This is a genomic window from Phytopseudomonas flavescens (assembly GCF_900100535.1).
Lineage (GTDB): Bacteria > Pseudomonadota > Gammaproteobacteria > Pseudomonadales > Pseudomonadaceae > Aquipseudomonas > Aquipseudomonas flavescens.
Genome location: NZ_FNDG01000001.1, coordinates 419,437 through 431,637 on the forward strand (window position 1 = coordinate 419,437; position 12,201 = coordinate 431,637).

Annotated in this window: 9 protein-coding genes; 2 read left to right on the top strand and 7 right to left on the bottom strand. The window is 64.0% G+C overall.

Annotated elements, in window-relative coordinates:
• Positions 1 to 46: 46 nt before the first annotated feature.
• The 4 genes from leuB to leuC form a co-directional block, all read right to left on the bottom strand.
• Positions 47 to 1,129 (bottom strand): 3-isopropylmalate dehydrogenase, encoded by a 1,083-nt coding sequence (gene leuB / locus BLR94_RS01990; RefSeq protein ID WP_084305752.1) that lies wholly within the window; start codon positions 1,127 to 1,129, stop codon positions 47 to 49.
• 171 nt (positions 1,130 to 1,300) lie between these two features.
• Positions 1,301 to 2,059, bottom strand: coding sequence for a class I SAM-dependent methyltransferase (locus tag BLR94_RS01995; protein WP_084305754.1), 759 nt, complete (start codon positions 2,057 to 2,059; stop codon positions 1,301 to 1,303).
• Positions 2,060 to 2,086: 27 nt separating this feature from the next.
• Complete coding sequence (gene leuD, locus BLR94_RS02000; protein WP_084305756.1) at positions 2,087 to 2,734, bottom strand: 3-isopropylmalate dehydratase small subunit; 648 nt, start codon at positions 2,732 to 2,734, stop codon at positions 2,087 to 2,089.
• Positions 2,735 to 2,744: 10 nt separating this feature from the next.
• Positions 2,745 to 4,172, bottom strand: coding sequence for a 3-isopropylmalate dehydratase large subunit (gene leuC / locus BLR94_RS02005; RefSeq protein WP_084305758.1), 1,428 nt, complete (start codon positions 4,170 to 4,172; stop codon positions 2,745 to 2,747).
• A 215-nt stretch (positions 4,173 to 4,387) separates the two neighbouring features.
• On the opposite strand from leuC, the gene BLR94_RS02010 reads away from it, so the two are divergent.
• Complete coding sequence (locus BLR94_RS02010) at positions 4,388 to 5,293, top strand: LysR family transcriptional regulator (protein WP_084305760.1); 906 nt, start codon at positions 4,388 to 4,390, stop codon at positions 5,291 to 5,293.
• Between the two features lie 93 nt (positions 5,294 to 5,386).
• The gene (locus tag BLR94_RS02015; RefSeq protein WP_084305762.1) at positions 5,387 to 8,314 is read left to right on the top strand and encodes a bifunctional diguanylate cyclase/phosphodiesterase; all 2,928 of its coding nucleotides are present in this window, start codon (positions 5,387 to 5,389) and stop codon (positions 8,312 to 8,314) included.
• 91 nt (positions 8,315 to 8,405) lie between these two features.
• Here the strand turns inward: BLR94_RS02015 and BLR94_RS02020 are convergent, their stop codons facing one another.
• The 3 genes from BLR94_RS02020 to relA all read right to left on the bottom strand — a co-directional run bounded on the left by BLR94_RS02020 (position 8,406) and on the right by relA (position 12,152).
• Complete coding sequence (locus BLR94_RS02020) at positions 8,406 to 8,945, bottom strand: DUF2058 domain-containing protein (protein ID WP_084305764.1); 540 nt, start codon at positions 8,943 to 8,945, stop codon at positions 8,406 to 8,408.
• Positions 8,946 to 9,024: 79 nt separating this feature from the next.
• Positions 9,025 to 9,852 (bottom strand): nucleoside triphosphate pyrophosphohydrolase, encoded by an 828-nt coding sequence (mazG, locus tag BLR94_RS02025; RefSeq protein ID WP_084305766.1) that lies wholly within the window; start codon positions 9,850 to 9,852, stop codon positions 9,025 to 9,027.
• Between the two features lie 53 nt (positions 9,853 to 9,905).
• Positions 9,906 to 12,152, bottom strand: coding sequence for a GTP diphosphokinase (relA, locus tag BLR94_RS02030; RefSeq protein ID WP_084305768.1), 2,247 nt, complete (start codon positions 12,150 to 12,152; stop codon positions 9,906 to 9,908).
• Positions 12,153 to 12,201: the final 49 nt, after the last annotated feature.

Here is a 12,201-nt window from a genome sequence, read left to right on the forward strand (position 1 = left end):
CACCTATATGAACAAACCGCCGGACAGTTTCCAGCGGCCTGGAAGATTACAGACTACGCAGCGCTTCGACCACTGCATCACCCATTGCCGCGGTGCCGACCTTGGTCGTACCTGCCGAGTGGATGTCGCCGGTGCGCAGGCCCTGGTCGAGCACGCGGCTCACGGCCAGTTCGATGGCATCGGCGGCCTGGGCCTGGTTGAAGCTGTAGCGCAGCATCATGGACACCGACAGGATGGTCGCCAGCGGATTGGCAATGCCCTGTCCGGCGATATCCGGCGCCGAACCGTGGCACGGCTCGTACATGCCCTTGTTGTTGGCATCCAGGGACGCGGACGGCAGCATGCCGATGGAGCCGGTCAACATGGACGCTTCGTCGGAGAGGATATCGCCGAACATGTTGTCGGTGACGATCACGTCGAACTGCTTGGGCGCGCGCACCAGCTGCATGGCGGCGTTGTCGACGTACATGTGGCTCAGCTCGATGTCAGGATAGTCCTTGGCCACTTCCTCGACCACCGTGCGCCACAGCTGGCTGGACGCCAGCACGTTGGCCTTGTCCACCGAGCACAGCTTGTTGCCCCGTACACGGGCCATGTCGAAACCGACCTTGGCGATGCGGCGGATCTCGCTTTCGCTGTAAGGCAGCGTGTCGTAGGCCATGCGCTCGCCGTTATCGAGCACTTTGCTCTCGCGGGGCTGGCCGAAGTAGATGCCACCGGTCAGCTCGCGCACGATGAGGATGTCCAGGCCGGCGACCACCTCGGGCTTGAGCGAGGACGCATCGGCCAGTTGCGGATAGAGAATGGCCGGACGCAGGTTGGCGAACAGGCCCAGCTGCGAACGGATCTTCAGCAGCCCGCGCTCCGGACGGATGGCCGGATCGATCTTGTCCCACTTCGGCCCGCCGACCGCGCCGAGCAGCACGGCATCGGCAGCGCGCGCGCGCTCCAGGGTTTCGTCGGCCAGGGGCACAGCGTATTTGTCCACCGCAGCGCCACCCAACTCGTCGAACGACAGTTCGACGTCCAGGGCGAACTTGTCGTTGGCCAGGCGCAGCACCTTGACCGCTTCGGCCATGATTTCAGGACCGATACCGTCGCCGGGGAGAACCAGAATCTGCTTGCTCATCGCTATTTCCTTCACGAAGCTCGAAGCGCATGCGCTAGACGGCAAACGCGACATTATTTAGAAACCTGAGCGGGCCTGCGCCTATCGCCCTGCCGCGAGGGGCGCCATGTTCGGCGCCCGCGGGGCATGGGTCAATGGGGCGTCAGGCCCACTCACTGATAACACGTAACCTTATTTTTCCGCCCAGAGCACCAGCACATCGGTGCTGAACGAGCCATCGGCAGCGATCTCGAAGTACTCGCGCACTTCCTCGCCCACCGCAGCCTGCAAGGCGCGAATCGCCTCGCGCATGATCGCAGGCGTACGCATACGCTCGACCCAAGACGCGAACTCCAGCCGCAGACGCTGTCGGGTGTGGCTGCGCACCTGCAAACCCGCTTCGCTGATCTGCTGCAGCCATTCGGACGACGAGTAGTCACGCACGTGGCTGGTATCTCGCAGCACTTCAACGCTCTGCAAGTAGGTATCGAGCAGCGGCCTGCCCGGTGAGGCAACATCGATGAACGCCGCCACGCCACCCGGCTTGAGCACCCGCCGCACGTCGCGCAGGGCAACCGCCAGGTCGCTCCAGTGATGGGCCGAGTAGCGACTGAACACGAAATCGAACTCGCCATCGGCAAATGGAAGCGACTCCGCAGCGCCATGCACCGTACGCAGGTTGTTCAAGCCCCGTTCGGCGGCAGCCTTGTCGACCACTGCGAGCATCTGCGTGGAGAGGTCGTAAGCCACCACGTCGCCAACCAGCGGCGCGACCTGAAAGCTGACATGGCCTGCGCCACAGCCCAGATCCAGCACGCGGGCATCGCTGCGCCCCGCGACCTCGGCCTGCAACAGGGCGAACTCGCTGCCCTGTGCATGCACGGCGCTATTGAGATAAGCGTTGGCCTGCTCGCCAAACTGGCGTTGCACCACCTGCTCGTGACCTGACATCGATACTGCTCCCTGAAGACCGCTGGCTTACTTGATCGCGCCGAACAACCAGGGCTGGCGCTGCTGGTAACCGACCTCGAACGCGCGAATCGCATCGGCGTCCTGCAGGGTCAGGCCGATGTCATCGAGGCCGTTGAGCAGGCAGTGCTTGCGAAAGGCATCGACTTCGAAGCGGTACTGCACGCCATCGGGACGGCTGACGGTCTGCGCCGCCAGGTCGACGGTCAGCTGATAGCCTTCCTGAGCTTCGGCCTGCTCGAACAGCGCATCGACCTCCTCCTCAGCCAGAATGATCGGCAGCAGGCCGTTCTTGAAGCTGTTGTTGAAGAAGATATCGGCGAAGCTCGGTGCGATCACGGTACGGAAACCGTATTCGTCCAGCGCCCAGGGGGCGTGCTCACGGCTCGAGCCACAGCCGAAGTTCTCGCGGGCCAGCAGCACGCTGGCGCCCTGATAACGCGGGAAATTCAGCACGAAGTCCTTGTTGATCGGCCGATTGGAGTTGTCCTGGTTCGGCTGCCCGACATCCAGATAACGCCACTCGTCGAACAGGTTCGGGCCGAAGCCGGTGCGCTTGATCGACTTGAGAAACTGCTTGGGGATGATCTGGTCGGTGTCGACGTTGGCGCGATCGAGGGGAGCGACCAGGCCGGTGTGTTGAGTGAAAGGTGTCATGTCGTGCTCCTCAGGCCTGGATCAATTCGCGAACGTCAATGAAGCGACCGGTCACCGCCGCAGCGGCAGCCATCGCCGGGCTGACCAGGTGGGTACGGCCACCGGCGCCCTGGCGGCCTTCGAAGTTGCGGTTGGAGGTCGACGCGCAATGCTCGCCGTTGCCGAGTTTGTCCGGGTTCATCGCCAGGCACATGGAGCAGCCTGGCTCACGCCATTCGAAGCCGGCCTCGATGAAGATCTTGTCCAGCCCTTCGCTTTCCGCCTGGGCCTTTACCAGACCGGAGCCGGGAACCACCAGGGCCTGCTTGACGCTGCTGGCGACCTTGCGACCCTTGGCCACTTCAGCGGCGGCACGCAGGTCTTCGATGCGCGAGTTGGTGCACGAACCGATGAACACGCGATCGAGCCTGATATCAGTGATCGGCTGGTTGGCGGCAAGGCCCATGTACTTGAGGGCGCGGGTGATCGAATCCTTTTTTACCGGATCACTCTCACGGGCCGGATCCGGGACGTTCTGATCGACGGCCAGGACCATTTCGGGGGAAGTCCCCCAGCTGACCTGCGGCTTGATATCTTCGGCACGCAGTTCGACCAGGGTGTCGAAATGCGCGTCGGCATCGGACACCAGGTCACGCCATACGGCGACCGCCTGCTCCCAGTGCTCACCTTTCGGCGAATACGGGCGACCCTTGACGTAGGCCAGGGTCTTTTCATCCACCGCCACCAGGCCGACGCGGGCACCCGCTTCGATGGACATGTTGCAGATGGTCATGCGCCCTTCCAGGGACAGCTCACGGATCGCGCTGCCGGCGAACTCCAGCGCGTGGCCATTACCGCCGGCGGTGCCGATCTTGCCGATCACCGCGAGCACGATGTCCTTGGCGGTGACGCCGAACGGCAGCTTGCCTTCGACGCGCACCTGCATGTTCTTCATCTTCTTGGCGACCAGGCACTGGGTGGCGAGCACGTGCTCGACCTCGGAGGTGCCGATGCCATGGGCAAGGGCGCCGAACGCGCCATGGGTGGACGTGTGCGAGTCACCGCAGACCACGGTCATGCCCGGCAGGGTGGCGCCCTGCTCCGGCCCGACCACATGCACGATGCCCTGGCGCACATCGTTCATCTTGAATTCGAGGATGCCGAAATCGTCGCAGTTCTCGTCCAGGGTCTTGACCTGGATCCGCGAGACTTCGTCGGCGATGGCGTCCAGACCACCGAGGCGCTCGGCACGGGTGGTCGGCACGTTGTGGTCGGGCGTGGCGATGTTGGCGTCGATGCGCCATGGCTTGCGCTGGGCCAGGCGCAGGCCTTCGAAGGCCTGGGGCGACGTCACTTCGTGGAGAATGTGGCGGTCGATGTAGATCAGCGACGAACCGTCGTCGCGGCGCTTCACTTCGTGCATGTCCCACAATTTGTCGTAGAGCGTCTTGCCTGCCATCAGCCTGTCCTCATCGGTCTTTCTATGCCCGGGCAATAGCCCTCTGGCTTATGGGGAGAATGCTAAGGCGCCAGAGCGAATAACTCAAATTCATATTTTTCATCCAGAAGATTCCTGGATGGAATTGATATAGCATCCACAGGCGAGGCCCCGACGGCTGCCGCCGCCGCTCCTCGCTTCCTTTCCAGCACCTCAACCGGCACACCGGGAGCCCCATGGATCTCGCGACACTCAACGCCTTTATCGCCATCGCCGAACTCGGCAGCTTCTCCGAGGCAGCCATACGCCTGCACCTCACCCAGCCAGCGGTGAGCAAGCGTATCGCTAGCCTGGAACAGCAACTACGGGTGCGCCTGTTCGACCGTCTGGGCCGTGAGGTGAGCCTGACCGAGGCCGGCCGCGCGCTGCTGCCGCGCGCCTACCAGATTCTCAACGTGCTGGAGGACACGCGCCGCGCGCTGACCAACCTGAACGGCGAAATCACCGGGCGCCTGACCCTGGCGACCAGCCACCACATCGGCCTGCACCGCCTGCCGCCACTGCTGCGCGCCTTCACCCGCGCCCATCCACAGGTGGCACTGGATATTCAGTTTCTCGACTCGGAGGTCGCCTACGACGAGGTGTTCCATGGCCGCGCCGAGCTGGCGGTCATCACCCTGGCACCGGATACCCGCGAGCCGGTGCGCTCGGTGGCGGTCTGGGACGACCCGCTGGACTTCGTGACCGCCCCGGAACATCCGCTGGCGCAGAGCGACAACGTGACGCTGGCCGATGTCGCCCTGCACCCGGCGGTATTTCCCGGCGGCAACACCTTCACGCACCACATCGTGCAGCGCCTGTTCGAAGCCGAGGACCTCACGCCCAATATCGCCATGAGCACCAACTACCTGGAAACCATCAAGATGATGGTCTCCATCGGCCTGGCGTGGAGCGTGCTGCCGCGCACCATGCTCGACCATCAGGTGGCACGTCTGCCTTTGCCGGGCATCCAGCTGTCGCGCCAGCTGGGCTATATCGTGCATACCGAGCGTACCCTGTCCAACGCGGCCAGAGCCTTCATGCAACTGCTCGACAGCCAGCGTGACAGCCTTGCGTTCGCGCCAGGGCAAAGGCTAACGTGACACCCGTGCAGGCCATTTGCCGCCTGCATCGTGCTGTACGCCACGGATGGCCCGAACGCGTGTTCTGCCGTCCTTTTTTGCAGAGGAAGGGTCATGGGCAACTCCAATGACAAACGCCCGCCATTGCCCTATGTCCCGGCGCTCGACCCTGCCGAGTTCGAGAAGACCTGGCACGATACCCAACGGTTGCTGGCCGCGCTGAACGGTGCGCAGCTCGGCGCCTGGTTCTGGAACATCGCCACGGGAGAGGTCAACTGGTCGCGAGGGGCGCAAAAGCTGTTCGGCCTCGATCCCAACACCCCGACGAGCACGCCGATCGACTACATGGATCTGATTCCCGGGGAAGAACGCCGGGACGTGTTGCGCCTGTTCCAGGCGGCGCTGGACGGGATACCCAGCGGCGAACCGATTCGGCACCGTATCCGCTGGCCGGACGGCAGCCTGCACTGGCTGGAAATCAGCGGCAGCCTGCAGACCGACGAGAGCGGTCAGAACAAGATGTTCGGCGTCGTACGCGACATCACCCGGCAACGCGCTCAGGAGCAGGCCCTGGCCGATAGCCAGGAGCGCTTGCAACTGGCTCTGGAGTCGGCGGACCTGGGCACCTGGGACTGGCACATTCCCAGCGACACGCTGTTCGCCTCGACCCGCGCTGCGACCCTGCATGGCCTGCCCCCTCAGCCCTTCCACGGGCTCTTTCGGGACTTCTTCGCGTTCGTGCCCATGCACGAACGACGTGCCATGCGCGAGGCCTACCAGGACCTCCTGCTCGGTGATGGCCAGGGCTACCAGGTGACCTACCGGGCCGAGTACCAGAACAAGCAGGTACGCTACCTCGAGAGCACCGCCAAGCTGTACCGCGACAGCCACGGCACACCGTTGCGCATGACCGGGATCCTGCTGGACACCAGCGAACGCACCCTGCGTGAAAAACGCCTGCAGGCCTCCGAGCGGAAATTCGCCTCGGTATTCCAGGCCAGCCCGGATCCGATTTGCGTCACCACGCTGCCCGAGGGCCGCATCCTGGAGATCAACCCGGCCTTCACCCAGGCATTCGGCTGGCACTCGGCGGAGGTCATCGGCCGCAACATCTTCAAGCTCAAGCCCTGGCAGAACCTGCCAAAGGGCTCCGGCCTGCGTCACAAGATCCTTCACGACACGGGCGTGGCGGACGAACGCATCGACCTGCTCGATCCACGGGGCGGCAGCATGAGCTGTATCGTCTCGTGCCGGCGCCTGGAGCTCAGTGGCCAGCCTTGCGTGCTCACCAAGTTCCGCGACATCACCGAGCAGCAGCGCGCCGAAGCAGCGCTCAAGGCCAGCCAGGAGAAATTCTCCAAGGCGTTTCACTCCAGCCCGGACGCCATCACCATCACCACCCGGGAAGACGGCCGCTACATCGAAGTGAACGAGGGGTTCTCGCGGCTCACCGGCTACAGCGCCGCCGAAGTGATTGGCCGCACGTCCACCGAAGTGAACATCTGGAGCGCTCCGCAACAACGCCAGGAGCTGCTCGACAAGCTGCGTGAGGAGGGCCGCATCCAGCGCATGGAAATGCGCGCCCGTGACCGGGAGGGTCGACACCTGGAAGTGGAGGTCTCGGTCGAGCCAATCGAACTGGATGAACAGCCCTGCCTGCTGCTGACAGCCCGCGACATCAGCGAACTCAAGGCGGCCCAGGCACAGATTCAGCACCTGGCCTACCACGACCCCCTCACCAACCTGCCCAACCGCGCCCTGCTGATGGACCGCCTGACCCAGCAGATCGCCCTGCTGCAACGCCATGGGATGCGCGGTGCCCTGCTGTTTCTCGATCTCGATCACTTCAAGCACATCAACGATTCGCTCGGCCATCCGGTCGGCGATGCCGTGCTCAAGCTGATCACCGCGCGCCTGGAAGCCAGCGTGCGCGAGGAAGACACCGTAGCCCGCCTGGGCGGTGACGAGTTCGTGGTGCTGCTGACCGGTATCGAAGGCAAGCTCAACCAGGTCATCAACCACGCCCGAGGGGCAGCCGACAAGCTGCGCAAGCTGCTCAGTGACCCCATGCTGCTCGATGGACACCGCCTGCAGGTCACGCCCAGCATAGGCATCGCCTTGATACCGGATCATGGCCGAACGCCGGCCAATCTGCTCAAGCGCGCCGACATCGCCCTGTACCGTGCCAAGGACTCAGGGCGCAATACCATCCAGCTGTTCCACAGCAGCATGCAGCATGCCGCCAGCGAGCGCCTGCGCCTGGAGAACGAGTTGCGCATGGCCCTGGCCCGAGGCGAATTCGAGCTCTATTTCCAGCCCCAGGTGGACGCGCGAAAGGACCGGATCATCGGCGCCGAGGCCCTGCTGCGCTGGGCTCATCCGACGCTGGGCGAACAGTCGCCGGCGCTGTTCATCCATGTGCTGGAGGAAAGCGGGCTGATCCTCGAGGTCGGCGCCTGGGTAATGGTCGAAGCCTGCCACGTCTGCGCCCAGTTGCTCGAGGCGCGGATCATCGATGAGCACTTCAGCCTCTGCGTGAACGTCAGCACCCGGCAGTTCCGCCAGAACGACTTCGTCGAACGGGTCGAACACTGCCTGCGCCAGAACAAACTGCCACTGGGCATGCTCAAGCTGGAGATCACCGAGGGCATCGTCATTCAGGACATCGACGACACCATCGCCAAGATGAATCGCCTGCGCAGGCTGGGTGTCAGCTTCGCCATGGACGACTTCGGCACCGGCTATTCGTCACTCACCTACCTCAAGCGCCTGCCGGTGGACGTCCTGAAGATCGACCAGTCGTTCGTACGCGATGCCACCAGCAACCCCAGCGATGCGGAAATCATCCGCGCCGTCGTGGCGCTGGGCTTGAGCCTGGGCCTGGAGGTCATCGCCGAGGGCGTGGAGCAGCAGAGCCAACTGGACTTTCTGCAAAGCCAGGGCTGTCATTGCTACCAGGGCTACCTGTTCAGCCGTCCGCAGCCGCTGAATGAATTCCGTGCCCTGCTGGCCAGCAGCATGCAGCGGCCGGCACACGACTGAAACACAGGAGCCGCGGTATCGGGGGAACTGCCTGGGCAAGCGTGGCGGCAGGAAGAGCGGAGCCCACTCTCCGGCAGCCTGAGACTGGCGGTTACCACATCAGGTCGTCAGGCACCTGGTAGGCTGCGTACGGATCATCCTCGTCCGGCGCCTCGGTGGGCGTGTTGAGCAACAGGACACGCTGCGGATCGCGCTCCTGAATCCTCAGGGCCGCCTCGCGGGGGATCACCTCGTAACCGCCGCCATGGCGAACGATGGCCAGGGAGCCTCGGCTCAACTTGTCGCGCATCAGGGTGTTGACAGACAGGCGCTTGACCTTCTTGTCGTCGACGAAGTTGTAGTAATCCTCGGTGGTCAGCTTGGGCAGGCGGGAAACCTCGATCAATTGCTTGATCTGCGCCGCACGGGCTTTCTGCTCGGCCTTCTCCTGCTGCTGGCGGTTGAGCTCCTGGTCACGGGCGGCCTTTTCGGCCTTGGCCTGCTGGGCGGCCAGTTGGCCGGACTTGTCTTCCTCGGCCTGCCCCTTCTTCACCAACCGCTGCTGTTTGTGCTGCTGCTTGCTGGCCTGCTTGACCTGCTTCTCGTTGACCAAACCGGCCTTGAGCAACTGGTCACGTAATGAAATCGCCATAACCTACCTATCCGCAGACAATTTAACGGGATGGGTCGCGCCCATCGGATTTCCAGCGACGCAGCCGTAGCGCCCTGGGTCAGCAGCCTTGCTGCTTCTCGTTCTTCTTGGCCTCGCCCCACAGGGCGTCGAGCTCTTCGAGCGGGCAATTCTCGATGGGCCGCCCCGCTTCGCGCAATGCCTGTTCGATAAAACGGAAACGCCGCTCGAATTTCCCGTTGGCGGCGCGCAGCGCCGTTTCCGGGTCGACCTTCAGGTGCCGCGCCAGGTTGGTGGCGCTGAACAGCAGGTCACCGATCTCCTCGGCGATCGCCTGCGGGTCGTTTGCGCTGATCGCTTCGAGCACTTCATCCAGCTCTTCGCGCACCTTGTCGAGCACCGGCAAGGCATCGGGCCAATCGAAACCGACCCGAGCGGCACGCCCCTGCAACTTCTTGGCGCGGCTCAGGGCTGGCAGCACGTTCGGCACGTCGTCGAGCAACGACAATTGCTGCGGCACCGCAGATCGCTCGGCCCGCTCCTCGGCCTTGATGCTCTCCCAGCGCTGCTTGACTTCACCTTCGCTGAGCCGCGGCAGATCCACGGAACCGTACAGGTCGCCATCGGGAAACACATGGGGATGGCGACGCACCAGCTTGCGAGTGATGCCATCGACCACATCGGCGAACTCGAAGCGCCCTTCTTCACGGGCCAGCTGGCTGTAGTAGACCACCTGGAACAGCAGGTCGCCGAGCTCGCCGGGCAATTCGGAGAACGCCTCACGTTCGATGGCATCCGCCACTTCGTAGGCTTCTTCGAGGGTGTGCGGCACGATGCTGGCGTAGGACTGGCGCAGGTCCCAGGGGCAGCCGTGCAACGGGTCGCGCAGGCGGGCCATGAGGTTGAGCAGGTCATTGAGTTGGTACATGAGACATTCCTGTCGATGCGGGCGTGAGTCGCACCTCACGCCCGCCTAACGGTTCAAGGTGCCCGGTGGCGACGCGCCTCGATGATGTTGGGTAGCTGCGACAGACGGCCGAGCAGCCGGCCCAGCGCATCGAGCCCCGGAATTTCCACGGTCAGCGACATCGACGCGGTGTTGTCTTCTTTGTTGGAGCGGGTGTTGACCGCCAGCACGTTGAGCCGCTCGTTGAGCAGCAACTGGGTCACGTCGCGCAGCAGACCGGAGCGGTCGTAGGCACGAATGATGATATCCACCGGGTAGGTCTGTACCGGCACCGGACCCCAGCTGACCTGGATGATCCGCTCCGGCTCGCGCCCGCCGAGTTGCAGGACCGCCGCGCAATCCTGGCGGTGAATGCTGACGCCGCGCCCCAGGGTGATGTAGCCGACGATGGGGTCCCCCGGCAGCGGTTGGCAGCAACCGGCCATCTGGGTCATCAGGTTGCCGACACCCTGGATCTGGATGTCGCCGCGCTTGCCAGGCTTGAACCCCTGGGCCTTGCGTGGAATCAGCTCGAGCTGCTCGTTGCCGCGCTCGGGCTCGACCAGTTGCTGGGCCAGGTTGACCAGTTGCGCCAGTCGCAGGTCGCCGGCACCGAGGGACGCGAACAGATCCTCGGCGGTACGCAGATTGGCTTTCTCGGCGAGCCGCTCGAAGTCCACCGGCGGCAGGGCCACCCGCGCCAGTTCGCGTTCGAGCATGGTCTTGCCGGCGGCGACGTTCTGGTCGCGATCCTGCAACTTGAACCAGTGGACGATCTTCGCCCGCGCCCGGGAGGTGGTGATGTACCCGAGGTTGGAATTCAGCCAGTCACGGCTCGGCGTGCCCTGCTTGCTGGTGATGATCTCCACCTGCTCGCCGGTCTGCAGGCTGTAGGTCAGCGGAACGATGCGACCGTTGATCTTGGCGCCCCGGCAGTTGTGGCCGATCTCGGTGTGCACCCGGTAGGCGAAGTCCAGCGGCGTGGCGCCCTTGGGCAGGTCGATGGCATGGCCGTCAGGGGTGAATACGTAGACTCGGTCGGGCTCGATATCGACACGCAACTGCTCGGCCAGGCCGCCGATGTCGCCCAGTTCCTCGTGCCACTCCAGCACCTGGCGCAGCCAGGAAATCTTCTCCTCGTAGTGACTGGAACCGGACTTGACGTCGGTGCCCTTGTAGCGCCAGTGGGCGCAGACGCCGAGTTCGGCCTCTTCGTGCATGTTGGAGGTGCGAATCTGCACCTCCAGCACCTTGCCCTCAGGCCCCAGCACGGCGGTGTGCAGCGAGCGGTAGCCGTTCTCCTTGGGGTTGGCGATGTAGTCGTCGAATTCCTTGGGAATGTGCCGCCACAGGGTGTGCACGATACCCAGCGCGGTGTAGCAGTCGCGCACCGCCGGTACCAGCACGCGCACCGCACGGACGTCGTAGATCTGGCTGAACTGCAGGCCCTTGCGCTGCATCTTGCGCCAGATCGAATAGATATGTTTCGCCCGGCCGCTGATATCGGCCTTGATGCCGGTGGCGTCCAGCTCCTCGCGCAGTTGCTCCATCACTTCGTTGATGTAGTGCTCGCGATCGAGCCGGCGCTCGTGCAGCAGGTTGGCGATCTGTTTGTACTGCTCGGGCTCGAGGTAGCGGAAGGACAGGTCCTCCAGCTCCCACTTGATATGGCCGATGCCCAGGCGATGGGCCAGCGGTGCATAGATATCGAAGACTTCCCGGGCGACGCGCTGGCGGCGTTCCTCGTCGGTATCCTTGACCGCGCGGATCGCGCAGGTGCGCTCGGCCAGCTTGATCAGTGCGACGCGTACGTCATCGACCATCGCCACCAGCATCTTGCGCAGGTTGTCGACCTGGGCCTGGGAACCAAGCACCAGGGACTCGCCACGGGGATTGAGGCTGGCGCTGATGGCGGCCATGCGCAACACGCCCTCGATCAGCTTGGCGACGACCGGGCCGAAGCGCTGACGGACGTCGGCGAGGGGAATCTTGCCTTCGCGCACGCCGCGATAAATCACCGCAGCGACCAGGGAATCCTGATCGAGCTTGAGATCCGCGAGGATCTCGGCGATTTCCAGGCCGGCACTGAAACTGGACGCGCCTTCGGTCCACAGATTCTGCGCGGCATTGGCTTGTTGCTCGGCTGCCCGGGCGAACTCACACGCGTCGCGCAGGGCATCGCGATCGAGTGCGGGGTCGACACTCGTGACATGCTCCAGCCAGGCCTCGAGATTGATACTGCCATCATCGTTGATGGGCTGGTGCACCCTAACCTGAACCATCTCTACCTTCCCTACCGCGAGGCATGCCTCGCTGAATGTCGCCAGGCTT

Excerpts from the sequence above, each read along its gene's own strand:
- BLR94_RS02015 (WP_084305762.1), top strand. The coding sequence starts at position 5,387 with ATGGGCAACTCCAATGACAAACGCCCGCCATTGCCCTATGTCCCGGCG.
- leuB (WP_084305752.1), bottom strand. The coding sequence starts at position 1,129 with ATGAGCAAGCAGATTCTGGTTCTCCCCGGCGACGGTATCGGTCCTGAA.
- leuC (WP_084305758.1), bottom strand. The coding sequence starts at position 4,172 with ATGGCAGGCAAGACGCTCTACGACAAATTGTGGGACATGCACGAAGTG.
- leuD (WP_084305756.1), bottom strand. The coding sequence starts at position 2,734 with ATGACACCTTTCACTCAACACACCGGCCTGGTCGCTCCCCTCGATCGC.
- BLR94_RS02020 (WP_084305764.1), bottom strand. The coding sequence starts at position 8,945 with ATGGCGATTTCATTACGTGACCAGTTGCTCAAGGCCGGTTTGGTCAAC.
- BLR94_RS02010 (WP_084305760.1), top strand. The coding sequence starts at position 4,388 with ATGGATCTCGCGACACTCAACGCCTTTATCGCCATCGCCGAACTCGGC.
- mazG (WP_084305766.1), bottom strand. The coding sequence starts at position 9,852 with ATGTACCAACTCAATGACCTGCTCAACCTCATGGCCCGCCTGCGCGAC.
- relA (WP_084305768.1), bottom strand. The coding sequence starts at position 12,152 with ATGGTTCAGGTTAGGGTGCACCAGCCCATCAACGATGATGGCAGTATC.
- BLR94_RS01995 (WP_084305754.1), bottom strand. The coding sequence starts at position 2,059 with ATGTCAGGTCACGAGCAGGTGGTGCAACGCCAGTTTGGCGAGCAGGCC.